Below are 25558 nucleotides of genomic sequence, written 5' to 3'. Positions count from 1 at the left end.
ATAGTTCTAGAAGTAACAACTGGTGGTTTAATCAGTACAACAGTAATAGCATTTTTAGTATTGTTATTGGTTTTAGTGGGAGTAATTTTGTTTGCAAAATCTAAATTAGTTTCAACAGGACCAGTATCAATTAAAATTAATGGAGAAAGTGAAATTGAAGTAAATTCAGGAAACACTTTGTTATCTACTTTAGGTAATTCTAAAATTTTCTTACCATCAGCTTGTGGTGGTGGTGGAACATGTGTTCAGTGTAAATGTATTGTTAAAGAAGGTGGTGGAGAAGCATTGCCGACTGAAACTCCTCACTTTTCAAGAAAAGAATTAGCAGAAGGATGGAGATTAGGTTGTCAAGTTAAAGTTAAAAACGACATGGTTATCGAAGTTCCAGAAGAAGTATTTGGAATTAAAAAATTCGAAGCTAAAGTATACTCAAACTATAACGTAGCATCTTTCATTAAAGAATTCATTGTTGAATTACCAGAAGACATGCATTATGAAGCAGGTGGATATATTCAAATTGAAATTCCTGAATGTGAAATTAAGTATACTGATATAGATATTACTGCTCACCCAGAAGAACATCCAGGTGAACCAGACAAATTCAAAGCAGAATGGGATAAATTTAATTTATGGCCATTAGTAATGAAAAATGATTCATTAGTAGAAAGAGCTTATTCTATGGCTTCTTACCCTGCAGAAGGTAGAAAAATCATGTTGAACGTTCGTGTGGCTACTCCACCATGGGATAGAAATATCAACGGTTGGGCAAAAGTAAATCCAGGAATTGCATCATCTTATATTTTCTCAAGAAAAGCAGGTGATCCAGTAGTGGTTTCTGGTCCTTATGGTGAATTCTTCATTAATGAGTCTGAAGCAGAAATGCTATACGTTGGTGGTGGTGCTGGAATGGCTCCAATGCGTTCACATTTATACCATCTTTTCCGTACAGTAAAAACTGGAAGAAAAGTTACTTACTGGTACGGTGGACGTTCAAAAAGAGAGTTATTCTACACAGAACACTTTAGAGCATTAGAGAAAGATTTCCCTAACTTTAAATTCTATTTAGCACTTTCTGAACCACAACCAGAAGATAACTGGAAAATTAAAGAAGATATCAATGCAGAAGGAGATGGATTCGTTGGATTCATTCACAATGTAGTAATTGATAATTATTTATCTAAACACGAAGAACCAGAAGATATTGAATTATATTTCTGTGGACCACCAATGATGAACAATGCAGTTCAAAAAATGGGTGAAGACTTTGGTTTAGACCCAGAAAATATTAGATTTGATGACTTTGGAGGATAATCTAAACACACAAAACCGATTCAGCAATGAATCGGTTTTTTTATTTTATGATTTCTTCTAATTTTTACATTTCGTAATTTATTATCTTTGCCTTATGGAAGAACTTTCAGAACAAGAATTACATCAAATTGCTATGAACCATGTTGGTAAAGACCTTGAAAAAAAAGGCTTCGAATTCATAGCGATTAATAGTCAACTAAAAAAGCATCCTCAATTTGTTTGTGTTGATACTCAAAACACCTTACATTTTGTGATGGTTCAAGCAGTTCCATATCCTGTCAATCCTGACGAACCAAATGTGCTTTTTATAGAAACATTTTTAAATCACGCTAAAAAGAAAAATGCTAAAGTTCTATTCGCTGGAGTTGGAATTGCAAATGCGGAAAATTTTGAAAAACCAATCTACACATCGTCAGATTACATCATCAATTATAATGGATATAAAGAAATTTCTTAATCTAGCTTTTTTCTCTTTACTTTTAATTTCTTGCGAAAAAAGTAAATCATCATTTCAAATTATTCAAGGAGAAGCTCAAGGAAGCACTTATAATATTAAATATATTGCTAAAGAAGAACTAGTGTCAAAAACTCAAATAGACTCTCTATTGCTTGCTTTTGATATGTCTCTTTCTACTTATCGTGAAGATTCAAAAATATCAAAAATAAATAATGGTGATTCAACTATAGTTGTTGATGATTTTTTTGTGGAAACATTTAAAGCTTCTAATAAAATATTTAAAGAAACAAATGGACTTTTCGACCCAACAATTGGAGTTTTGGTTAATGCTTATGGATTTGGTCCAAGTCACCAAAGGAAAAACTTAAATCAATCTCAAATTGATAGTTTATTGAACTTTGTTGGATTCGATAAAGTAAAACTAAATTCAAATAAAACCATTTCAAAAAAACATGCAGCAACGTATTTCGATTTTAATGCAATTGCTCAAGGTTATTCAGTAGATGTGGTTGTAGATTTTCTAAAATCAAAAGGAATAGAAAACGGAATCGTAGAAATTGGTGGTGAATTATTAGGTTTCGGAAAAAACACAATAGATAACAAAAATTGGATAATCGGAATTGACGATCCATTACAAAGTCCAGAAGAAAGAACTTTAATTGCAAAAATTAAAATCGAAAATCTAGGAATGGCAACTTCAGGAAACTATAGGAAAGTAGTTACAGATTCCATTACTGGAGAAAAATTTGTGCACACCATAAATCCAAAAACAGGAAAACCTCAAAGAGGAAATGTTTTAAGTGCAACAGTTTTAGCACCGACTTGTAAAATGGCTGATGGATATGCCACTGCTTTTATGGTAATGAATATTGAACAAAGCATTGAATTTGCTAACAATCATACAGATTTATATGTACTGTTGATTTACAGAAATGAAAGTAATAAAGTACAACAGTTTAGAAATAAGCAGTTTATTAATTTAGAATAAATAAAAAAAGTACGATTTTTCGTTAAAAAAAATATAATAGAATTATTTTTTTGTCGTTAAGTATATACATTTAACAAATCAAAAAACATTTATTATGAAGCTAAACTTTAAACTACTATTTCTTCTTGTAGCGATGCCGTCTTTTGTGATTGCTCAAGAAATGAAAATGGAAGATCTTATTCCAATGGATCCATCTGTAAGAACCGGAAAACTTAAAAACGGTTTAACGTATTACATTAAGAAAAATGGAAAACCCGAAAACAAAGTTGACCTAAGGTTAATGATTAATGCTGGTTCTATTTTAGAAACAGATGAACAACAAGGATTAGCTCACTTTATGGAGCACATGTGTTTTAACGGAACAAAGCGTTTCCCAAAAAACAAATTAGTAGATTATCTTCAAAGTATTGGAGTTAAATTTGGACAACATTTAAATGCTTATACAAGTTTCGATGAAACTGTTTATTTCTTGCCAATTCCTTCAGATGATAAAGATAAACTTGAAAAAGGTTTTCAAATTATTGAAGATTGGGCATTCAACACAACACTAACTCCAGAAGAAATTGACAAAGAAAGAGGTGTTGTTTTAGAAGAATATCGTCTTGGTTTGGGTGCAGATAAAAGAATGATGGGACGTTTTATGCCAAAAATGATGTATAACTCGCTTTACGCAAAACGACTTCCTATTGGACAAAAAGAAATTCTTGAAAACTTTACCTATGATAAATTAACTAGTTTTTATAAAGATTGGTATAGGCCAAACTTAATGAGTGTTGTAGTAGTTGGAGATATTAATGTAGACGAAATGGAACAAAAAATAAAAGACCATTTTTCTTCATACAAAAACCCTAAAAATGAAAAGCCAAGAAAGGTTTATGATGTGCCTAATCATAAAGAAACTTTTGTAGCTGTAGAAAGTGATAAAGAAGCTGCTTTCACACAAGTTAGATTAATGTACAAAGATTATGTAGAGCCAAAGAAAGCAAAAACTATTGGAGATTTTAAAAACGAACTCATTGAAGGTTTATTTGCTACAATGCTTAATAATAGGTTAGAAGAAAAACAAAATTCTCCAACACCACCTTTCACTTATGGTTATTCGTTTCATGGTGGAACTTATGCAAGAACAAAAGAAGCTTTTCAATCTTTTGCAATGGTTTCTCAAGACAAACAATTAGACGCCCTAAAAGTTCTAGTAGAAGAAAATGAAAGAGTAAAAGCATTTGGTTTTACACAAGGGGAACTAGATAGAGCTAAAAAAGAGTTCTTGAATCAAATTGAAAGACAGTACAACGAAAGAGATAAAACAGAATCTGAAAATTATGTTTGGACTTTACAAAGTAACTTTTTAGAGCAAGAACCAGCTCCAAGTATTGATTGGACTTTTGAGACTATGAAAAAATTAATGCCAACTATTTCCATAAAAGAAACTAACGATTTAATTAAAAATTATATTAAGGAAGATAATAGAGTAGTTATTTTAACTGGTCCAGAAAAAGAAGGTTTAGTTATGCCAACAGAAGCTCAAGTTTTAGAAGCTATGAAAGTTGATGTTTCAGCATTGAAACCATATGAAGAAACAGTTATTGCTGAAAGTTTATTAAGAAATCCTATTAAAAAAGGGAAAGTTGTAAAAACAACTAAAAATGATAAATTAGGAACTACAATACTTACACTTTCTAATGGAGCTACAGTGACTTACAAAAAAACAGACTTTAAAAATGATGAAATTTTATTTGAAGCAGTAAGTTTTGGAGGAACAAATTCAATGTCAAATGAAGATTATAAAAAAGTTTCAAATGGAATGAATGGACTAACAGAAGCAGGTTTTTCAGGAATGAATAAAAATGATATTAATAAATTCATGACTGGAAAAACGGTAAGAGTAAATCCTTATGTTTACGGAACTACAGAAGGAATGAGAGGTTCGGCTTCTCCAAAAGATTTTGAAACTTTGATGCAAATGACACATGCTTATTTTACAGATTTAAATTTTGACAAAGAAGCATTTGAAGGCTATAAAACAAAACAAAAAGGATTTTTAGCGAATATGATGTCAATGCCTACAATGTTTTTTTCTAATGAATTGTATGGGTACTTAAACAAAAATAATCCAAGATATACTGGTTTCCCAACTGTGGAAGACTTTGATAAAATTGATTATGAATTGGCTTATAAAACCTATAAAGAGCGTTTTGCAAATGCAGGAGATTTTAATTTCTTTTTCGTAGGAAATGTAGATGAAGCAAAATTGGTAGAATATGCAGAAATGTATCTAGCATCATTACCTTCAACTGATACAAAAGAAAAAGCTATTGATTTAGGATATAGAATGTTAAGTGGTGAACATAAAAAAGTAATAAATAAAGGAAAAGATCCAAAAAGTACAGTAAATATAATGTTTTATGGTGATTGTAAATATGATGCTCAAGATGCTTTTGCCTTAAAAGCATTAGGGGATGTATTAACAATCAAATTGGTAGAAGAGTTGAGAGAAAATGAAAGTGGTGTTTATGGTGTAGGAGCAAGAGGAAGCATGAATAAAATACCAAATGGTAGTTATAATTTCTCAATTAATTTTCCTTGTGGACCAGAAAATGCGGAAACTTTAACAGCATCTGCCTTAAGAGAATTAAATAAAATAATTGAAAAAGGTCCAGAACAAAAAGATGTGGATAAATTTAAAGAAGCAGAACGATTGGATTATAAAGAGAAAATTAAAGAAAATAATTTTTGGATGAGTACTTTAACACGTTCTTATACCAATGATAATAATCCTGAAGAAATGCTCACTTACGTAGATAAAGTAAATGCAATTACCGCAAAAGATATTCAAAATGTTGCTAAAAAATACGTTTCAAAAGATAAAGTAATTGGAATGTTAATGCCAGAGGAATAATATATTTTTAAGTAAAATTGAAAATCCCGAAATTATTTGATTTCGGGATTTTTTTATTTAAAACATATTGGGATTATTTCTCCTTTTGCTAAACAATATTTTTCCACTAATTCAGGACTGATTCTAGAAGTGTAATCTTCTTCAATAACTTTAAAACCAATGCTTCTTAATTTGTCAAAATAATCTCGTCCATAAACTCGAACATGATCATATTGACCAAAGATTTTAGCACGTTCTTTTTGATCAGTAATGGAATCATCAGAAAAAGTAACATCACGAGATAAATCTTGAGGAATTTGAAAAATCCCCATTCCACCAGGTTTTAAAACACGATATAATTCCTGCATTGCTTTGGTGTCATCAGGAATATGTTCCAAAACATGATTACATAAAATAATATCATATTGATTATCTTCAAAAGGTAAATTGCAAATATCGGCTTTCACATCGGCTAATGGAGACAATAAATCTGTAGTTGTATAATCAAGGTTATTCTGATTTCTAAAACGCTTGTAAAACGCTTGTTCAGGAGCAAAATGTAAGACCTGCAATTTAGTTTCAGATTTAAAGAAATTAGTTTCATTCTGCAAATACAACCATAACAAACGATGTCTTTCTAAAGAAAGTGTACTTGGTGACAAAACATTGTTTCGCTGTGTTCCATAACCATAAGGCAAAAACATCTTAAAACTCTTTCCGTCAATTGGATCAGTAAATTTATTTCCTTTAAGCATAAAAGCCAAAACAGGGCGAGCCACATAACTCAATCGAATTAATAAAGGTCTTGGAATAGTATTGAGAATGAATTTGAATATTTTTTTCAAAATTATCTAGTTAAAATCATGTATAAAAAAAATAAAGCTCCACCTAAAATGAGAAGTATTAAATATAAAACTAATAATAGTACCCAAAACTTTATAATACTTATAATAATCTGTTTTGTATTTAATTTATATAATTTACTGAATGCATTTACACTAAAAATAATTGCAAGTATTGTGTAGGTTAAATAGTAAATGCCAAAACTTATACCCATAATATTTAAAAATAATAACTGAAGAAATAAAGCAAAAAAACCAAGATTTGTATGCAAATAAGCATTAAAAACTAAATGTTCAGGAAAATTATTTTTTTGTTTATAAAAGGTAAAATAGGTTGTAATTGCCATAAATGGAATAATCAATATGAAAACAAAATTGTAATAGTTCATCATACTTTCCATAAAGGGCTTCATGTCTAATTTTGGTGCATTGACAGAAGAATCTGGAGAATTATAACCATTGTTGAAACCATTAGAAAATTGTTCGATTTCTCCCATTGGGAAAAACTTGTAAAAAAGCACTGCTATAGTTGCAAATAAAATTAAATAAGAAAAAGGATTGAAATATTTTTTTCTTGCACCACTGATATAAGCCTCTAATACATCTTTAGGGTTTTTAAATAAACCAATAAAAGTTCTCCAAAAATTATTATCCCAACTGAAAAATGGTCCAATAAATTCTTCCCATGTTCCTTTCAGAGAAAGTCTATCATGAACAATTTTTGAACCGCAATTGGAACAATAACGAGTATTTTCGTTTATTTCTGACGAACAAGATTTACAATTCATAGTTTTTAAAGTACTAATGCTTTTTGACGTAATCCATCTTCTTCATTGCTTACAATTCCTAAAGCCTCATAAATATAAGAAAAGGTTGATAGTAATTCTGGTTTTCCATCAACAATTGCAACGTCATGTTCAAAATGAGCACTTGGTTTATTATCAGCTGTAGTAATTGTCCAACCGTCTTTGTGTTGTTTGATGTTTTTTGTACCCATGTTAATCATTGGTTCAATGGCAATCACCATTCCGTTGACTAGTTTTTTTCCACGACCACGTTTTCCGTAATTGGCAACTTCTGGATCTTCGTGCATTTTTCTTCCTATTCCATGACCACATAATTCGCGTACAACTCCATATCCATGAGCTTCACAATAGGTTTGAATGGCATTTCCGATATCTTCCACACGATTTCCAACTTTCGTTGCTCTGATTCCTTCGTAAAGGGATTCTTTCGTGATTTTTAATAGCTTTTTTGTAGCTTCATCAACTTCACCAACTTCAAAAGTATAAGCGTGATCACCATAAAATCCGTTTTTTAAAACACCACAATCCACCGAAATAATATCACCATCAACCAACGGAGTGTCATTCGGAATCCCATGAACCACTTGCGTATTTGGACTCATGCATAAACTATTCGGAAAGCCATACATGCCTAAAAAAGCAGGTTCAGCACCGTTATCACGAATAAATTCTTCGGCTAGTTTGTCTAAATATAAAGTCGTTACACCAGGTTTTATTTCTTTTGCAATTAAACCAAGAGTTTTAGAAACTAATAACGCACTTTCACGCATTATTTCAATTTCTTCAAGGGTTTTTATAATAATCATATCCTAAATTTTCAGAAAGACAAAAGTACAATTTTCTATTCAATTTCTTTTTGACTTTTTTTAGAAGCTATTTCCAGCTATTCGTTGCAATCTTTTTTATCTTTAAAAAAAAGATAAAAAAGGATTTTCACTGCTATCTGGGCTAGGGTTGTAAACAAATAATAACAATTCGTTAAAGATGAGAAATGTCATATTTTAAGATGATTTTCAATCTTACCTTTACATAAAATTAGTAGGTATGTCAAAATATGTCACGGCACAAGAAGCCGTAAAAGCTGTAAAATCAGGAGATAGAGTGTATTTGCAAGCCGCTGCAGCTGCTCCAACTATATTAGCAAACGCATTAACAGAAAGAGCATCAGAATTAAGAAACGTAGAAATTTGTCATCTTCATATCGAAGGAGAAGCTCGTTATGCAAATCTAGAATATGCTGATAGTTTTCACGTTAATTCTTTTTTCATCGGGGCAAATGTTCGTCACACCTTAAAAGCAGGAAACGGTTCTTACACCCCTGTTTTTTTAAGTGAATTGCCAAGATTATTCAGAAAAAATGTTTTGCCTTTAGATGTTGCTTTCATTCACGTTTCGCCACCAGATAAGCATGGTTATTGTTCATTAGGTGTTTCAGTTGAAGCAACAATTGCAGCTATCGAAAACGCTAAAATAGTTATTGCACAAGTAAACCCGCAAATGCCTAGAACTTTTGGAGATGGAATTATTCACGAATCAGAAATCGACTTTTTAGTAGATGTAAATGTGCCAATTTATGGTCACGATGTTAAACCGTTCTCAGCCGAAGAAGAAAAAATTGGAAGTTACATTGCCTCTTTAATCGAAAATAAAAGCACCCTTCAAATGGGAATTGGTTCTATTCCTAATGCTGCTTTGAGTAAATTAATACATCATAAAGATTTAGGATTACACACCGAAATGTTTTCTGATGGAGTCATCGATTTAATTGAGAAAGATGTTATCAATTGCAATTATAAAGGCACTTTAAGAGGAAGAGCTTTGGCTACTTTTTTAGTGGGTTCAAAACGATTATATGATTTTGTTGATGATAACCCATTTATTGAAATGAAAGAATCATCCATGGTCAATGACACAGCTCGAATTAGAAAAAATCCTAAAATGGTAGCTATTAATTCTGCAATTGAAGTCGATTTAACAGGACAAGTTTGTGCAGATTCTATAGGAAGTAAAATGTATTCTGGTGTTGGTGGTCAAATGGATTTTATTCGTGGTGCATCATTAAGTGAAGGTGGAAAAGCAATTATTGCCTTGCCATCAATCACAAAAAAAGGAGAAAGTAGAATTGTGCCGTTTTTAAAACAAGGAGCAGGAGTTGTAACAACACGCTCTCATGTTCAATACATCATCACAGAAAACGGAATTGCAGATTTATATGGAAAATCACTAAAACAAAGAATTAATGAGTTGGTGAAAATTGCACACCCAACACATCAAGAAAGAATTGAACAAGAATATTTTGAAATGGTAAATTGTTTGTAATTCAATTTGTTGTCTGATAGATAAATATATTTTTATAAATTATTGAAAATAAATAGAATAAATATATTTTGTATTGTTTAAAAGACTACCTTTGACTCAATAAAAAAATTTTTAGATGAACATTTTCGTAGGAAGTCTTCCATTCAGTATTGAGGAAGCAGATTTAAGAGGTTATTTTGAAGAGTATGGTGCTGTTGATTCAGTAAAAATCATTTCTGATAAATTCACAGGAAGAAGTAAAGGATTTGGTTTCGTAGAGATGCCAAGTGATGAAGAGGCTCAAAAAGCTATTGATGAGTTAAATGGAGGTTCAATTGATGGAAGAACTATTGTAGTTAACAAATCTGAGCCAAAACCAGAAGGAGAAAGAAGAAGCTTTAACAATAACCGCGGTGGAAACGGTGGTGGAAGAGGTGGTTATAACGACAGAGACAACAACAGAGGTGGAGGTCGTTTTTAATATTTCTTTTAAAAACAAAGAAAAATCCCGATGTATTTCGGGATTTTTTTTTGTTTTATACTGAACGTGTCTTCGATAGGCTCAGACTGACATGTCGGGTTTTAATTGTTTACTCGTAATAAAATAATTTTTCAAATTTACGTTTAGCTAATTTATTACTTAATTGTCACACTGAGCTTGTCGAAGTGATTTTATAAATTAGGATTAGCAATAGTTTTATACAAATTCACAATAGCATTATAAAATTCGTTTTCTAATTTTAGTACATTAATTTGCGAACTAACTAAACTATTTTCACGAGAATTAATTACGAATAAAGAACTTTCTCCTAAAGCAAATAAACGTTCTTCACCAGAGAGCATTATGTTATAACTTTTTACTAAATCTTCATTTATCGAGATTTGCTTTTCTAAAGAAGCTATTTCTACTTGTTGTGCTTCTATTTTGTTTTTAATACTAACTCGTTCTGATGCTAATATAAACTCGGAGTCTTGTACTTTTAATTGAGCTAATTTTAATTTACCTCTTTCTTTTCGTAAAAAAATGGGAAACGAGAAATTTACACCAACTTTATAATCTTCAAAACGATAATTATTAAACGCACTTGGCTCAGAAAGATAATTATAACTCAAATCTAATTTTGGCAATAACATATTGGCACTTAATCTTTGTTCTGTTTTTAAAATATCAATTTTAGTTGAAAGAGCATTTATTTTTGGATGATTGTTAATGTCAAATTCTAATAAATTATTAGTTTCTAATGTAGATTTTATGGTGTTTTGAAGATTAATTTCAGGGAAAAGTGTTTCGTCTAATTCAATAGGAACATTGTTTTCTACCCACAAATAATTCGATAATTCTAATCGTGATTTTTGTAATTTTAATTTTGAATTTTCTAAATTTAATCTTCTCGATTTAACTGTTATTCCTGCTTCTGTGCTATCAATTGCAGGTTTGTCTCCTTCTTCAATTAATTTTAAAACACCTTTGTATCGAATGTTTGCATTTTCTAAATATTCTTCATAAAGTTTAACTTCACTAAAATTTTTCTTCCATTCAAAATAAGCTAAAGATGCTTTGTGTAAAACTTCAACAGCTTCTAAATTTCTTTCTGCTTCATTGACTGTTTTTTGCAATTTGGCATTTTTTAAATCAACCATTCTTTGATTAATAAATAAACCTTGACCAATTGGAACTGTAATTCCTAATGAAGTTAAACCACTATTTGGCAAAGTCATATCTGGATTTACATAAATTCCTTCAGCATTATCAAATGCAGCTTTTATTTCAATGCCATACCAAGTTGGGATTTTAAAACTTCCATTAAAAATGGAATAGTAATTTTTGTCGGCAAATTGTTTTTCGCTGTATTCTGCTTCTAATTTTGGATCAAATGCACCTCGCGATTGCATAAGAATGGCTTGAGCTTCATTTAATTTTAAATTAGCTTGTTTGACTAAAGGATGAAACTTCTTTACATAGCCTAAATATTCATTATAGGTAAACTCTTTTTGGTTCTTTTCTTGAGCAACAAGAATAGAACTGAAGAACAAGAAAAGATAAATAATGTTTTTGTTCATTTTTATTTTTTTTCAGTATCTGACTTTTCAGTTGTATAATAATTAGGAGGAAAACCGTTTAGTGTTCTCCAAATTTCAAACCAAATAGGAACAGTATCTAAAAGGGCAATAGTTTGTGTTCCCGCACCAATACTTAGTTTTTTGGGCCATTCTTTTTCAGATTTATCAGGAGCAATTAAAACTCTATATTTTCCGTTTTGACTTATAAAATTTTCTTTGGCTACAATTACACCACCAAAAGTTCCATAAGAGGCTCCAGGCCAACCACTAAATACAATTGAAGGCCAACCATCAAACCAAACACGTACTTTTTCTCCTTTATTAATTAATGGAAAATCTATTGGTGAAATATAAGTTTCCACTGCAATATCAAAACTTGAAGGCATTATACTTACAATTGGTGTTCCTTCTTTTAATGTTTCCCCTAAACCAGATTGCAATGCTCTGTTGATATATCCGTTTTGAGGTGCCAAAATATAATACATACCATTTCTAATTTGGTAATTCGTATATTGGTTTTTAAGTTTATTGACTTGTGCTTCTGTATCAAATTGAGAACTTAATGCTGTTTGTTTGTCACTTTGAGCTTTTGCTGTTTTTTCTGAATATTCTGCTAAAATTCTGTTCAATTCCATTCTTGCATTTAAAACTTCATTTTGTGCAGCTATAAATTTGTTTTCTTGCGTAATTATTTTCGCTTCTGTATCTTGAAGTTTTACTCGTTTTTCTTCAACATCAGTCATTGGTTTTAAACCTTCTTTATTCAAGTTAACAGCTCGATTAAATTGGGTTTTTGCAATTGTTAATTGTGTTTTTACAGCTTCTAAATCTATACTATCACTTTGTACTTTTAAATATGCTTGCTTTAATTTGTTTTGAGCTTGTTTATACTTTAAAGCTCTTTCGTTATCAATTGCACCAATCTGATTTTCCAAAGCATTTACTTTTGAAGCATAAGATTTGACCGAACTTTCTTTAGCAGCAACTTGATTACCTGTATTCTCAACTAAATTTGGATCTAAATAATCTTCTTTAATTTCTGAAATAAATAATATTGTATCTCCTTTTTTTACAAAATCTCCTTCATTAACATACCATTTTTCAATTCGTCCTGCAATAGTTGTATGAATAGTTTGTGGTCGTTGGTTTGGCTTTAAAGTAGTTACAGTTCCAATTCCAGATACATTTTGCGTCCAAGGAAGAAAAAGAAAAATAACTAAACAAATGACACAAACCCAAATGGTTCTTTTGATCATTAAATATCCTTTGTTGTCTTCAAGTACTTTGGTTGACTTATATTTTTTTAATTCAACCCATTGGTCTATTCTGTTTTTCGTAATATTTAACATAATAAATTATTTAATGGATTTAATTTGACCTTTTTCTAATGTAATAATTTGGTTGCATTTTTCTTTCCAATATTTGCTTTTTGAAACTACAACTAATGTCCATGGGTTTGATTTGTCTGTCAACATATCAATAACTCTTCCTGCTGTATATTTGTCAAGTTTGTCTACTGGTTCTTCTAAAAATAAAATCTTTGGTTTTGTTATTAAGATTCTTGCTAATAATATTTTTTGAATAGCAGATGAGTTTACTTGTTTGCCTTCGGAAAGCAAAGGTGTTTCTAATCCTAAAGGCAGTGATTTAATTAAATCAATTAATTCTAGTTTTTCTAATACTTCATTTACATCACTCATTGAAACCGTTGGACAACTACAAGTAATGTTTTCATAAATTGTTCCTTCAAATGTGGAATCGTTTAATGTTATAACTCCAATTTTTGATCTGTATTCTTCATAAGAGAACTTTTTATAATTGGTGTTGTTAATAAAAATTGTTCCTGCTGATGGTTCTAAGAGTCTTGATAATAATCGAATTAAAGTTGTTTTTCCTGAGCCATTTTCACCTTGAATTAATATTCTATCACCTGAATTTATTGTTAAATTTAAATCTTTTATAGCTGGTAAATCTGCATCTGGAAATTGAAAAGTTAGTTGTTCTGTAGAAATATTTATTTCTTTACCTTCAATTGTATAATTTGTAATTACTTTTTCTTTTTCCAAATCTAAATCAACAACAGTTCCTAGTTTTTCTAAAGAGGTTATAACATCATAAAATAGTTCTAATCCATAAAATAGTTTTTCAACAGCTGCAATTATGGTAATTATGACAATTTCTGCTGCAACAAACTGACCAATGTTCATTTGATTATTTAGTACTAACATTCCACCAATTATTAACAATCCGGCAGAAATTAAAACTTTAAAACCTGTTAATTGAATAAATTGCCTTCTTAATACTTTAAAATGACTTTCTCTATAATGTAAATATTCATTCACTAAATGGTCATTTTTTTTTAACGAAAAATCGAATAATTTATCATTTTTAAAACTTAAATGATTTCTTGCAATTTCTTGTAACCAATGAGCAACTTTATATTTATATTTTGATTCTTTTAAACTTGTTTTTATTCCTGAGTTAAAATTTATTTTAAAAATTAAATAAAGTATTATCATTAAAATAATTCCAAAAAGTATAAAAAAGGAATGATATAACGATAGTAATATTATACCAAAAATAATTTGAAGTGCTGAGGTTGAAACTTCTAATATTAACTTTGAAAAGCCTTTTTGGACTGTTATTGTGTCAAAAAAACGATTAGCTAATTCTGGTGGTGAATAGTTGTAAAGTTGTTCGAATTTGATTTTTGGAAAACGAAATGCAAATTCAAATGAGGAACGAACAAATATCTTTTGCTGTAAATTTTCAGTTATTCTAAACTGCATAATTTTTAGAATTCCTACAAAAGCAACTCCAGTTACAACAATAATTACTAAAACAATCCAAGATGTACTTATCTTTCCTGCTTGAATAAAGTTAATGATAGCTTGGATTCCTAGTGGAATAGATAAACTAATTAGTCCACCAATAATAGAATAAATGAAAAGTTGATAGATGTCTTTTTTGTCAGCTTTAATTAAATTTTTAAATCTTTCAATAGGTTTCATTATAATACTTTTTTGATGATGTCTAAATAAAATTCAGTAATGCAATCTTTTTCAGATAAACTTGTGATGGTTTTAAAATGAGCTTTAAGATAGTTTTGATGTAAAGTTCCTTCAACAATTGATGAAGCTAAACTTTTTGCATAAGGGTATTTTGGATTTACTTCTTCAATCATTTCGATAATTCTATAAATAACTCTTTTATAAACTAAAAAGAACCCTTCTTTGTTTTCTTCGTCAACTTCTTTAGTTAAAAGTGTTTTTGTGAATTCAGAAATGATAATTTTATTTAGAATAGACTCGTCAATATGAGCTGTGTTTTTATCATCTTCAATTTTTTGAGTCACGATTCTTATTCCAACAGCTAATTTTTCTAATGGAGTTGAAATATTATTAGTCGAAAAAACTAAATTGTACTCAATCCAAGACCAATACCATGAAGATAAATAGATTAAAAGTTTGTGCTTATTTTCAAAATAACGATAAATTGAACTTTCATTAGATTGAATTTTTTCACCTAATTTTTTAAAAGTAAAAGCTTCAAAACCTATTTCATCAATTAAAATAATGCTATTTTGAACTATTTTTTTTCCTAAATCTGATGTTTCTGGATCTTTTACGTACAGTTTATTATTTATTGTAATTTTAAAATTGTTAAATAAATTTTGCATAATTAAAGTTTTACTACGCAAATATAATAGTAATACTTTCAATATTTAAAAGTTTAACTTTTGATTAAGAATTGTTCAAAAAAAATCCTGATGAAAATCAGGATTATATTTAAGCTATCTTTTAATTTGAATAATTAAGCTTGTAATCTTTTCCAGAAAGGATATCTAACATATCTTGTTCTAAACTCACTTTTGGAGATTCTACAATTCTGCCAATTTCAACTCCTTTTTCATAAAAAATAAAAGTTGGAACATTTGTAATGTTTGATCCAGCTTCAAGGTTTTCGGGAGTGGTTTTATTTTTATCCATTGCAATTAAAGTAATTCCTCTTTCTTTAAACTGGCAAGCTTCTAAAACTTTATAAAAATCTGGCACATGATTGTGACTGTCTTCGCACCATGTTCCCATAAAAATCGTAACAGTAATATTGATTACTTTGTCTTTTAATTGATTGGTAACTTCTTCATTTGGTTTGTAATCATTAAAACCAGAAGTGTACCAAGAATCAAAAGGAGCTTTTTCTAAATCAGATTTTGTGGCTTTTCCTATCATAATTTTTTCATTTTCATTAGATATGATTTTTCCTGTTGGACTACAATTTATAAATATAAAAGGTAGTAATATTAATAATATTTTTTTCATAAAATTATTTTTTAATTATGGTTTGTTTTTCTGAAGTGCCATTTTCACCATCTTTTCCATTTACACCCTTTTGTCCGTTTATACTTTCTTTACCATTTTCACCGGGTTTTCCATCAGTTCCTTTTGTTGCTGATACACAACTAAAAGTATAAAAAGTAAGAATTAAAAATAATATTTTTCTCGTTATAATAAAGATTTACATGTCATAGCTTCCGGTTTTTCAACACCCATTAATTCTAAAATGGTTGGAGCTAAATCACCTAAAACACCATTGTTTATATTTTTTAATTCTTTGTCAACTAAAATAATTGGAACTGGATTAGTTGTGTGAGCCGTATTTGGACTTCCATCAGGATTAATCATCATTTCACAATTTCCATGATCTGCAATGATAATTGTTGTGTAATTATTTTCTAAAGCAGTTTCAACAACTTCTTTTACGCAAATATCAACTGCTTCACAAGCCTTAATGGCTGCTTCCATAACTCCAGTATGACCAACCATATCTCCATTAGCAAAATTCAAACATACAAAATCTACTTCACCTTTTCTAAGTTCTGGAATTAAAGCATCTTTTAATTCAAAAGCACTCATTTCAGGTTGTAAATCATAAGTAGCTACTTTTGGAGAGTTTTTTAAAATTCTTGTTTCACCAGTAAAAGGTGCTTCTCTACCACCAGAAAAGAAGAATGTTACGTGTGGATATTTTTCGGTTTCGGCAATTCGTATTTGTTTTTTATTGGCTTTTTCTAAAACTTCACCTAATGTTTCAGTGATGTTATCTTTATCATAAATTACATGAACATTTGAATAGGTTTCATCATAATTTGTCATAGTAACATAATACAAATTTAATTTATGCATGTTCTGTTCGTGAAAATTTGTTTGTGTTAATGCTTCTGTTAATTCCCTTCCTCTATCTGTTCTGAAATTAAAAAATACAACTACATCATCTTCTTTAATTGTTGCTACTGGTTTACAGTTTTCATCAGTTACCACTAATGGTTGAATAAATTCGTCAGTTACATCATTTGTATAACTTTCTAAAATGTTTTTTACAGGATTTGTTGTTTTTGTACCTATACCATTCACCAATAAATCATAGGCTAATTTTACTCTTTCCCAACGTTTGTCTCTATCCATTGCATAATATCGTCCGATAACTGAAGCTAATTTTGCGTTGGTGTTTTGTAAATAATTGTCTAAATCTAAAATATAATTGGCTCCAGATTTTGGATCAACATCACGACCATCAGTAAACGCATGAACAAACATATTTTGAATCCCTACTTCTTGTGCCACATCAATTAAACCTCTTAAGTGAGAAGTGTGACTATGAACTCCACCATCAGAAACTAAACCTAAAAAGTGAACAGCTTTATTGTTTTTCTTGGCATAATCAAAAGCATCCATTAAAGGTTTTTCTTGATTCATTGTTTTATTTGCAACTGCTAAATTTATTTTTGCTAAATCTTGATAGACAATTCGTCCTGCTCCAAGATTCATGTGTCCTACTTCGGAATTACCCATTTGTCCTTCTGGTAAACCAACATTTAGACCGTCAGTTCTTAAAAGTGCATTTGGATATTTGGAATATAAACTATCTATGAAAGGTGTATTTGCATTATCAATTGCAGAAACTTTTGGGTCAGGAGATTTTCCCCAACCATCTAAAATCATTAAGATTACTTTCTTGTGCATTGGACTTGTTTTCAATTAACAATTCCAAAGGTATTAAATTACAACCAATTTTTAGCTTGATTATAATCAATAAAATAACGAATACTAACAGAAAAAGTGTGATTTAAATTATCAGCAAAAACATTATTCAAATTACTTCCATAACTTTTATTGATTACTCTATTAAAATCAGAAGCATTGTTACGATAAAGAACTGTAGCCTGACTTCCTGGAGCAAACCACCATGAATAAGATAAATCTAAATTCCAAGTATTAAAATTAGAATTTTTGCTGGCATTGTAAGCTAAATTTTCGAGTAATCTGCCATTTTCTTGTAAAGTGAAAAACTTGTTGTTTTCGGCAAATGACCAATAATGACGAACTGATAAGCTAAAATTCATTTGACTATTAATAGAATATTTACCAGTTAAAGTATTATTTACGGTATTTCTATCTCTTCTTGCCATAATAATTTCGTCTGAAGACGATAAATAGTCAACCCAACCAATATTATTTTTTTGAATGTATGGATTTATCCCATAAATCAAAGAAAGTTTGTCGCTAAATCGATATCTTGGACTAACAAATAGACTATAATTTTCACGACTTTCTTCATTAAATTTTGCATATTCAATATTGACATCTAAAGCAAATTTATAATTATAGTTTGTAGAAATACTAAACCAACTACTATAGAATTCAGGTAATATTAAATAACGATCGTTTACACGTGCTTCATAATAATCATAACTTTCTAATGGTCTAACATTAAATCCTAATCCAAAATAATGATTCTTCTTTGTGTTTGAATTGATGTTAATATTGAAATTATTATCTTGAATGTAATTAGAAGTATTATTGAATTCCATATAACTATTCAAATTTACTCTGAAGGTATTGAAATATTTTGTTGGATTTAAAATACGATAACTTGCACTCGAAAAAATGTCGTAATAATTGGTTAGAAAATTAATTCCTAAATCATTATTGTCAAAATCTTTTGAAACATAATCAGCTCCTAAACTATATCTTATTTTTCCGGAAGTTTCAGCTAAGTAAATGGATGAGTTTATTCCACTTTTATTTTCGATATCGTAAACACTACTGGCTGTAATTTTTCCTGATAAATTATAAGTATTCGCTTTTGTATTCAAATCAAAAAGTAAACCAGAAACATTGGCATCTCTAAAACCTCCATCTCTTGTGACATTTGTATTGATAAATGTAACAGAAGAGTTTTGATTAAAACGTTGGTCAAAAACGGTAACATTGTAATTTGTTAATGGAGAAACAACTTCTTCACGCGAAGTTCCATCATCTGTATTTCTAATATTTACAGTTGTTTTTTTAGTAATTGCATTTAAAAAACCAATACCAAGACCTTCATTATTTCTGCCAGATATTTTTATAGCATTTAGTAAATTAACAGTACTAGGAAATTCATCTATTATTTCATTGTCTGCCAAATATGGATAAAACTCTGGACCAGCTCCAATTCTTCGAGAATATAATAAATTTCCCTTATTGAATAAATCTGTTCCTTCTGTAAAAAAAGGTCTGTTTTCGTTAAATTGTTGTTCAAAAGGACCAAGGTTTAAAACGACATTGTCAAATTTTGTTTGTCCAAAATCAGGAACTAAAATCGCATCTAAGGTAAACGCATCATTAATTCCATATTTAATATCTAAACCTCCTTTTTGAGTAAAAGTAGTTTCTTCTTTATTTGAATTTACATAGGAAGATGCGTAAGGAATTAAAAATAATCGAGTAGGAGGTGTTATTTTTTTTATGCCAGTTAAAATTCCAGCTTGTTGCGAAAATGCTCCAATTTTATTATCGATATGATTCCAAGTGTATTTTTGCCTGTTTCGTCTTACTTCTCTAAAAAAATTAATTCCCCAAGTTTGAATATTTGTGCTTGGAAATCTTAGAGCAGCATAAGGAATTTTCATTTCTACAACCCAACCATAATCGGTTATTTTGACTTTACTATTCCAAATGGCATTCCATGAGTAATCTTCTCCATTTTGTGATGTAAAGTTACAATCAGCTTGACCATTGGCAGCGGAAACATAAAACTGAAAATCTTGTTGGCCATCATTGTAACCGTTTATAAAAACACCAAACAAATCGCTAGTTCCAAAATCATCTCGTTCAGTAATTTCTTTTAAAATTTTTGTAGGTTCATTGTCATAATGGATAGCTCCAATATAAACAGCATCATTATCATAAGCAACTTTAATCTCAGATCTTAATTCTTCTGGAATTGGTGTTCCGTTTTTGGGTTCAAAGGAGATAAAATCAGTTGCAATTTGAGCAGTTTGCCAGATAGGTTCATTTAATTCACCATCAATAGTTATAGCTTCTGAAGCAAATTTAGCATCTAGTATTTTTTTTGAAATAGTGATTTCTTGACTGTAGATTGAAACAGAAAAAAGTAGAACAAAAAAAGCTTTGAAATTAAAAGACATTGAAGTTTTTTTACAAAAGTAAATTTTATTTTTTTTAACCTCAATTATTAAGAAATATTTAAGATTGTAACAGGCTTAAAAAATGTTTTTAGCTTGATTGTAATCTATGTAATATCTAAAACTAATTGAAATAGTATTGTTTGGGTTATTAGACAAAACATTTTTCAAATTGTTACTAAAGTTAGTGTTAAAATTTCTTTCTGCTAAACTAGAATTGTTTCTATATAAGACAGAAACTAAACTTCCTGGAGCAAACCACCAAGTATATGATAAATCAAAATTCCAGATATTTTGATTGATATTTTTGTTTAAATTATATGTAATATTCTCATCAAAATAACCGTCTTCTCTTAAAGTTAGAAATTTGTTATTGATTGCATGAGCCCAATAATACCTGACTTTTAAATTAAAATTCATGACATTATTAATGGAGTATTTGCTGGTAATTTGATGTTCCAATGTATTGATATCTCTTCTGGCATAAATTATATCATTGTTGCTGTAATCCACTAAACCAATGTCATTTCTATCTTTTATACCTCTTACACCATAACGAACATAAAACTTATCACTAAATCGATATTCTTGACCCAAACTAATGGTGTAGCTTTTTCGACCTGGTTGATCATGTTTAACAAAATTACCAGTTAAATCAAAAGAATACCTTCTATTTCTGTTAGATGAAATTACAGAAGTTAAATCAATATATTTTGGATTGTAATTATATCTTCCATCAATTCCTGGAAAATAAAAATCAAATGTTTCAAAAGGACTTAATGTTGCGTTTAATTTTAAAGCATCATTCTTTAAACTAAAAAAATCTCCAGTGAAAGAAATAGTTCCTAATTGTAATTTATTAGTACTATTTTCAAATTCAGTATTAATATCAGATTGTAATTTGATGTTATTGAAATGTTTTGTCTTTTTTAAAGTTCTATAACTTCCATTTGTATTAAAAGAATAATAATTATTTCTAAATATAATTCCTAAATCATTATGATCGTAATCTTTTGAAATGTATCCTGAACCAAATCCGTATTGATATTTTCCTTTTGTATCACCAAAAAACAATGATGAATTTGTACCTCTTTTGATGGTTCCAAAATCATTTAAGTAACTAAATTTTGAATCACCAGATAATTTATAGGTATTGGTTTTAGTGTTCAAATCAAAAACTAATCCAGATACATTTGCATCTCTTGCAGAACCATTTCTAATTACACTTGTGTTTATAAAAGAAACAGAAGAATTTTTTCTAAAACGCTGATCTAAAACAAAAATATTAAAGTTAGTAAAAGGTTCAATTAATTCTTTTCTGGTTTGATTAGTGGTTGTATTTGAAATTTCTGCATAGGTGTCTTCCGTAATAGCATTTAAGAATCCAATACCTAATCCTTTTGAGGTTCTTCCAGAAATTTTTACTGCATTCAGTAAGTTTGTTGTACTTGGATTTTCTATAATTTCCTCATCATCACTTAAAGTTGGTTCTAAAATAGGAGCACCACCAATTCGTCTTGAATAAAATAAGTTTCCTTTATTAAATAAATCAGTTCCTTCCGTAAAGAAAGGCCTGTTTTCGTTAAATTGTTGCTCAAAAGGACCTAAAACCAAATTGACATTGTCAAAAGTAGTTTGTCCAAAATCAGGAACTAAAATTGCATCTAAAGTAAACGAATCGTTAATTCCATACTTAATATCCATTCCAATTTTAAATTTATTGTCAGAATCACTGTCGTTATTATTGTGATAATACGAAGTATATGGAATGAAAAACAAACGTGTTGGAGGTTTTATGTTTTCAATTCCTTCTAAAATTCCAGCTTGAACTACTTCGTTGTTTAGATTGCTATCGATAAAATTCCAACAATAACTAGTGTTGTCTTTTTTGATTTCTCTATACATATTTAAACCCCAAACTTGTTTTTCATTTTCAGAAAAACGTAATGCTGCATAAGGAATTTTAAATTCAGCAACCCAACTATTCTCAGTGATTTTTACCTTACAATCCCAAATAGCATCCCAAGTATAATCTTCACCAGCAGAAGTTGCAATTGCATCTAATTGAACACCAGCTGCACTAATAAAAAAACGATATTCTAGTTGATTGTCGTTAAAGCCATTGAAAAAAACACCAAAATGGTCAGAAGTTCCGAATTGATCTCTTAGTTTAATTTCTTTTAAAATATTTTCTGGATTATCATACATTGTGGCACCAACATATATTGCATCATCATCATATAGAATTTTAACCTCAGTTTTTTTGTCTGGATTTTCTTCTTTTCCATTATCTGGATAAAACATTATGAAGTCTTTTGCTGGAATTGTATTATTCCATTCTTCTTCATTTAATTTACCGTCAATAGCAATACGATTGTTTGCCCGATGTGCTTGGGCTACTTTTTTATTAGAAGTTTGAGAATTTACTATATATGTACTTAACAAAAGAACATACAAATAAAGAATTCTTTTATGCATTAGTTAGTAGAGTTGGGTATGCAATTATAAATAAAACAATGTTTAATTATACTAAAGTAAAAAAATATTCGTTATAATAACTTGTTTTATCGATTAAGTGAAAAAATGTTTTCATAAATTTAATTTGTAAAATTTGGATTATTTAAAAATATTTCTACATTTGCCATCCCCAAGGCAAATATTAATAACTAGTTATCAATGATTTATAAGATTTATTTTATTGTTTTTTTAAGTTTTTTTTCAACGAAACCTACTAAAGAGAACACAATAAACAACTCGAAGCAAAATGTTACACTACATTTAGCAAAAAACAATTCAATTTCAAAAACAGAGCAAAAATTTTCTTTAATTGAAGAAAATTCTACAACAGTTCCGTCTCTTGAAAGTTTTGAAGTAGCTTTTGAAGGATATGAAAGTTTAAAATCTCAAAACAAATTAGAAAATAATATTTTAACAATAATTGATTTTAGTTTGTCTTCAAACCAAAAAAGATTATGGATTATTGATATGGAATCTAATGAGGTTTTATATCATACATTAGTAGCTCATGGAAGAAATTCGGGAGAAGAGTTCGCTACAAATTTCTCTAATAAATCTGAATCTTATAAAAGCAGTTTAGGATTTTATTTAACAGGTGAAATTTACACTGGAAAACACGGTTCGTCTTTAAAATTAGACGGTATAGAAAAAGGAATAAATGACAATGCAAGAGAAAGAGCAATTGTTATACACGGTGCAGATTATGTTAGTGAAAATTTTGCCAAAAACAACGGAAGATTAGGAAGAAGTCAAGGTTGTCCTGCTTTACCAGTAAACTTAACAAATAAAATTATTTCAAAAATTAAAAATAAATCAGTTTTATTTATTTATCATCCTTCAAGAAAATCAACTCTTATCAGAGGATTTGTTTCTTAGTTTTTCATACAATTCATCGTCTAATTTATAGATGTCAGGACAAAACATGATTTGGGATTTTTCAACCCAACTCGTGTAATATAACTGAAAAACTTTTACATTAATTTTAATGGGAACAACTTTTGTTTTTGCTTTTTTAATTATTGTGTCGATTTCAGATTCTTTCCAAAATTCTTCATCATCTTTCATTAGTATTGTTTTTGCAAAAGGCAATGGTTCTTCTATACGAACACAACCAGAACTTAAAGCTCTGTAAGAACGCGAAAAATAATCTCTATGATTTGTATCATGAAGGTAAACCATGTATTTATTTGGGAAATTAAATTTTACTAAGCCTAGTGAATTGTTGTAGCCTGGACTTTGAACATATCTATAGCTTTTATAATTTTTTGAATTCCAATCTTTTGGTTTAATAGTATCTTTTCTGCTGTTTAAAATTGTAATTCGATTACGTGTAAAATAACTAATGTTTCTTGAAGCTGAAGGAACCAAATCTTCTTTTAAAATAGTTGGAGGAACAGTCCATGTGGGGTTAAAAACTAAATTATTAATTTTTGAAGTCAAAATCGGTGTTTTTCTAGAAGGTTTTCCTACCACAATTCTTTTGGTTTCAACAGTGTCATTTTCATAAACAAAATGCAATTTATATTCTGGGATATTGATAAAAATATAGTTTTCTCCAAAATCTTCAGGAAACCATTTCCAACGTTCTAAATTAACTTTTAGTTGTTCAATTCTTTTTTCTTTGGAATAATTTAAAGCATCAACTGTACCTTTTCCAATCACACCATCAGGAGATAATCCATTGCGTTGTTGAAATTTTTTAATTGCTTTTACAGTTTCTGTATCATAAATTAAAGTTCCGTTATTTACATTCAAATCATTCCAATACACTAATTTTTGTTTGATGATTTGAATAGTTTTTGAAGAATCATTGGCTACAATTTTAGTTTCAACTACTGTTTTTGGAAAATTATAATCTGATTTTTTTAAGATGGATTTTAAACCTTCTTTTAAATCAGTGTATAATTTATTTTTTACTGAAACATCAATTAGCAAATCATTAACTTCATTTTTTTGAATAGCTTCAATAATTTTTTCAATTTTAATGGGACTTTTATAAGGTAAATCCCAATCGTTATATAAATCTCTTGGATTTAATTTTCCTTTGTGAAGATCGTCGGCCAAATTTTTAAAACCGTTTGAAAGTAGTAAGTCAAAGGTTTGAAAATCACTATAATTAATTTTTGATCTGTTTCTCTCAAAAGAATCAATTTCTTTTAAATAATAATCTTCAGGAAACAAGCCATCTTCTTCGCTTTTTTTAATAAAATCAATTAATGTTTTTCTGTTTTTATCATCATTCCAAATGATTTTATTGTCAAATGAAGCATACAATTCTTTGATGCCATCATTTTCTTTTTCTAAAAATTCAGGTTTGATAATTTGATCAATAGAATCTTGGTCCACAAAGAAATTTGAAACTTTTGTAGGAGTAACTTTTTCTTTACAGCTATGTAAAAAAAAGAGTGTAATAAATAATAAAAGAGAGTATTTTTTTCTATTCATTTATATCAAATATAGCTAATTTCTAAAGATTAAAAAACACTATGCCAATTTCTTAAACATAATATAATGAAATTTTATGGTTACAATATCAAAAGGTTTGCCATTTTTCATTATTAAGGTTTTCATGATAATTTTCAATATTTTCTCCAACGTTAAATCTAATTATTTTTTTGCTCAAATTAATAGTGTATTTCTACTTCAAAAAATGTAGTTCCTAACAGTTTACTTTTCTCAAAACCTTATGTTGAATATGGTAAACATCTTCTAAATTTAGTTCGTTTATTGTTGTCTTAATTTATAATGAATTGTAATATAATTGATTAAGGGTCTAAAAATTTCTTTAGTAAATTTACAATAAAACCATGAAAAATTTTTTTCAAAAAAAAGTTGCAATTAAAAAAACTTTTGAAGTATATTTGCACCTCATTAATGCGGAAGTAGCTCAGTTGGTAGAGCTCCAGCCTTCCAAGCTGGTTGTCGCGAGT

The 25558-nt window shown here is 29.1% G+C and carries 19 protein-coding genes; 7 read left to right on the top strand and 12 right to left on the bottom strand.

The genetic code is table 11. From position 1 onward, the window contains the following. The 4 genes from nqrF (at position 1) to AABJ49_RS11370 (ending at position 5655) form a co-directional block, all read left to right on the top strand. On the top strand, positions 1–1311 hold the full coding sequence (gene nqrF / locus AABJ49_RS11385; RefSeq protein WP_338378458.1) for an NADH:ubiquinone reductase (Na(+)-transporting) subunit F: 1311 nt from the start codon (positions 1–3) through the stop codon (positions 1309–1311). 94 nt (positions 1312–1405) lie between these two features. Then, positions 1406–1768: a Na(+)-translocating NADH-quinone reductase subunit F gene (locus AABJ49_RS11380; protein ID WP_338378399.1), complete on the top strand. Its 363-nt coding sequence runs from the start codon at positions 1406–1408 to the stop codon at positions 1766–1768. Further along, positions 1746–2756 carry an FAD:protein FMN transferase gene (locus AABJ49_RS11375; RefSeq protein ID WP_338378398.1) on the top strand — a complete coding sequence of 337 codons (1011 nt, stop codon included), beginning with the start codon at positions 1746–1748 and terminating at the stop codon, positions 2754–2756. The genes AABJ49_RS11380 and AABJ49_RS11375 overlap by 23 nt, the downstream gene beginning before the upstream one ends. A gap of 94 nt (positions 2757–2850) precedes the next feature. Next, the gene (locus AABJ49_RS11370) at positions 2851–5655 is read left to right on the top strand and encodes an insulinase family protein (protein WP_338378397.1); all 2805 of its coding nucleotides are present in this window, start codon (positions 2851–2853) and stop codon (positions 5653–5655) included. 53 nt (positions 5656–5708) lie between these two features. Here the strand turns inward: AABJ49_RS11370 and AABJ49_RS11365 are convergent, their stop codons facing one another. The 3 genes from AABJ49_RS11365 to map are packed head-to-tail and all read right to left on the bottom strand — an operon-like array spanning position 5709 to position 8088. Beyond that, positions 5709–6479 carry a methyltransferase domain-containing protein gene (locus AABJ49_RS11365; RefSeq protein ID WP_338378396.1) on the bottom strand — a complete coding sequence of 257 codons (771 nt, stop codon included), beginning with the start codon at positions 6477–6479 and terminating at the stop codon, positions 5709–5711. A 2-nt stretch (positions 6480–6481) separates the two neighbouring features. Next, positions 6482–7264, bottom strand: coding sequence for a DUF3667 domain-containing protein (locus AABJ49_RS11360; protein WP_338378395.1), 783 nt, complete (start codon positions 7262–7264; stop codon positions 6482–6484). A 5-nt stretch (positions 7265–7269) separates the two neighbouring features. Further along, positions 7270–8088 (bottom strand): type I methionyl aminopeptidase, encoded by an 819-nt coding sequence (map, locus tag AABJ49_RS11355; RefSeq protein ID WP_338378394.1) that lies wholly within the window; start codon positions 8086–8088, stop codon positions 7270–7272. A gap of 238 nt (positions 8089–8326) precedes the next feature. Between map and AABJ49_RS11350 the strand changes: the two genes are divergently transcribed. Both AABJ49_RS11350 and AABJ49_RS11345 read left to right on the top strand, forming a co-directional pair. Beyond that, positions 8327–9601: an acetyl-CoA hydrolase/transferase C-terminal domain-containing protein gene (locus AABJ49_RS11350; protein ID WP_338378393.1), complete on the top strand. Its 1275-nt coding sequence runs from the start codon at positions 8327–8329 to the stop codon at positions 9599–9601. A gap of 115 nt (positions 9602–9716) precedes the next feature. Continuing rightward, positions 9717–10061 (top strand): RNA-binding protein, encoded by a 345-nt coding sequence (locus AABJ49_RS11345; protein ID WP_338378392.1) that lies wholly within the window; start codon positions 9717–9719, stop codon positions 10059–10061. Positions 10062–10252: 191 nt separating this feature from the next. On the opposite strand, the gene AABJ49_RS11340 is transcribed toward AABJ49_RS11345, so the two are convergent. From AABJ49_RS11340 to AABJ49_RS11305, 8 genes are all read right to left on the bottom strand, one after another. Then, on the bottom strand, positions 10253–11641 hold the full coding sequence (locus tag AABJ49_RS11340) for a TolC family protein (RefSeq protein WP_338378391.1): 1389 nt from the start codon (positions 11639–11641) through the stop codon (positions 10253–10255). Positions 11642–11643: 2 nt separating this feature from the next. Further along, complete coding sequence (locus AABJ49_RS11335) at positions 11644–12990, bottom strand: biotin/lipoyl-binding protein (protein WP_338378390.1); 1347 nt, start codon at positions 12988–12990, stop codon at positions 11644–11646. 6 nt (positions 12991–12996) lie between these two features. Next, a complete protein-coding gene (locus AABJ49_RS11330; protein WP_338378389.1) occupies positions 12997–14652 on the bottom strand; it encodes an ABC transporter ATP-binding protein in 1656 nt (551 codons plus the stop codon). After that, positions 14652–15320: a TetR/AcrR family transcriptional regulator gene (locus tag AABJ49_RS11325; RefSeq protein ID WP_338378388.1), complete on the bottom strand. Its 669-nt coding sequence runs from the start codon at positions 15318–15320 to the stop codon at positions 14652–14654. Before AABJ49_RS11325 ends, AABJ49_RS11330 begins: the two co-directional genes overlap by 1 nt. A 121-nt stretch (positions 15321–15441) precedes the next feature. Further along, positions 15442–15963 (bottom strand): thioredoxin family protein, encoded by a 522-nt coding sequence (locus AABJ49_RS11320; RefSeq protein WP_338378387.1) that lies wholly within the window; start codon positions 15961–15963, stop codon positions 15442–15444. A 183-nt stretch (positions 15964–16146) separates the two neighbouring features. Beyond that, on the bottom strand, positions 16147–17664 hold the full coding sequence (gene gpmI, locus AABJ49_RS11315) for a 2,3-bisphosphoglycerate-independent phosphoglycerate mutase (protein ID WP_338378386.1): 1518 nt from the start codon (positions 17662–17664) through the stop codon (positions 16147–16149). Between the two features lie 38 nt (positions 17665–17702). After that, positions 17703–20114: a DUF5916 domain-containing protein gene (locus tag AABJ49_RS11310; RefSeq protein WP_338378385.1), complete on the bottom strand. Its 2412-nt coding sequence runs from the start codon at positions 20112–20114 to the stop codon at positions 17703–17705. A 75-nt stretch (positions 20115–20189) separates the two neighbouring features. Continuing rightward, the gene (locus AABJ49_RS11305) at positions 20190–22589 is read right to left on the bottom strand and encodes a DUF5916 domain-containing protein (protein WP_338378384.1); all 2400 of its coding nucleotides are present in this window, start codon (positions 22587–22589) and stop codon (positions 20190–20192) included. 198 nt (positions 22590–22787) lie between these two features. Between AABJ49_RS11305 and AABJ49_RS11300 the strand changes: the two genes are divergently transcribed. Further along, positions 22788–23504: a murein L,D-transpeptidase catalytic domain family protein gene (locus tag AABJ49_RS11300; protein ID WP_338378383.1), complete on the top strand. Its 717-nt coding sequence runs from the start codon at positions 22788–22790 to the stop codon at positions 23502–23504. Here the strand turns inward: AABJ49_RS11300 and AABJ49_RS11295 are convergent. Next, positions 23475–25073 (bottom strand): L,D-transpeptidase family protein, encoded by a 1599-nt coding sequence (locus AABJ49_RS11295; protein ID WP_338378382.1) that lies wholly within the window; start codon positions 25071–25073, stop codon positions 23475–23477. The genes AABJ49_RS11300 and AABJ49_RS11295 overlap by 30 nt on opposite strands. Positions 25074–25558: the final 485 nt, after the last annotated feature.

This window comes from uncultured Flavobacterium sp., assembly GCF_963922255.1.
Taxonomy (GTDB): domain Bacteria; phylum Bacteroidota; class Bacteroidia; order Flavobacteriales; family Flavobacteriaceae; genus Flavobacterium.
Note: the sequence above shows the minus strand (reverse complement) of the source record. Positions and strands in the feature narration are given on the sequence as shown.

Coding starts and splice junctions, on each gene's coding strand:
- AABJ49_RS11380 (WP_338378399.1), top strand. CDS start 1,406: ATGGAAGAACTTTCAGAACAAGAATTACATCAAATTGCTATGAACCAT.
- AABJ49_RS11375 (WP_338378398.1), top strand. CDS start 1,746: ATGGATATAAAGAAATTTCTTAATCTAGCTTTTTTCTCTTTACTTTTA.
- AABJ49_RS11370 (WP_338378397.1), top strand. CDS start 2,851: ATGAAGCTAAACTTTAAACTACTATTTCTTCTTGTAGCGATGCCGTCT.
- AABJ49_RS11360 (WP_338378395.1), bottom strand. CDS start 7,264: ATGAATTGTAAATCTTGTTCGTCAGAAATAAACGAAAATACTCGTTAT.
- map (WP_338378394.1), bottom strand. CDS start 8,088: ATGATTATTATAAAAACCCTTGAAGAAATTGAAATAATGCGTGAAAGT.
- AABJ49_RS11350 (WP_338378393.1), top strand. CDS start 8,327: ATGTCAAAATATGTCACGGCACAAGAAGCCGTAAAAGCTGTAAAATCA.
- AABJ49_RS11345 (WP_338378392.1), top strand. CDS start 9,717: ATGAACATTTTCGTAGGAAGTCTTCCATTCAGTATTGAGGAAGCAGAT.
- AABJ49_RS11340 (WP_338378391.1), bottom strand. CDS start 11,641: ATGAACAAAAACATTATTTATCTTTTCTTGTTCTTCAGTTCTATTCTT.
- AABJ49_RS11335 (WP_338378390.1), bottom strand. CDS start 12,990: ATGTTAAATATTACGAAAAACAGAATAGACCAATGGGTTGAATTAAAA.
- AABJ49_RS11330 (WP_338378389.1), bottom strand. CDS start 14,652: ATGAAACCTATTGAAAGATTTAAAAATTTAATTAAAGCTGACAAAAAA.
- AABJ49_RS11325 (WP_338378388.1), bottom strand. CDS start 15,320: ATGCAAAATTTATTTAACAATTTTAAAATTACAATAAATAATAAACTG.
- AABJ49_RS11320 (WP_338378387.1), bottom strand. CDS start 15,963: ATGAAAAAAATATTATTAATATTACTACCTTTTATATTTATAAATTGT.
- gpmI (WP_338378386.1), bottom strand. CDS start 17,664: ATGCACAAGAAAGTAATCTTAATGATTTTAGATGGTTGGGGAAAATCT.
- AABJ49_RS11310 (WP_338378385.1), bottom strand. CDS start 20,114: ATGTCTTTTAATTTCAAAGCTTTTTTTGTTCTACTTTTTTCTGTTTCA.
- AABJ49_RS11305 (WP_338378384.1), bottom strand. CDS start 22,589: ATGCATAAAAGAATTCTTTATTTGTATGTTCTTTTGTTAAGTACATAT.
- AABJ49_RS11300 (WP_338378383.1), top strand. CDS start 22,788: ATGATTTATAAGATTTATTTTATTGTTTTTTTAAGTTTTTTTTCAACG.
- AABJ49_RS11295 (WP_338378382.1), bottom strand. CDS start 25,073: ATGAATAGAAAAAAATACTCTCTTTTATTATTTATTACACTCTTTTTT.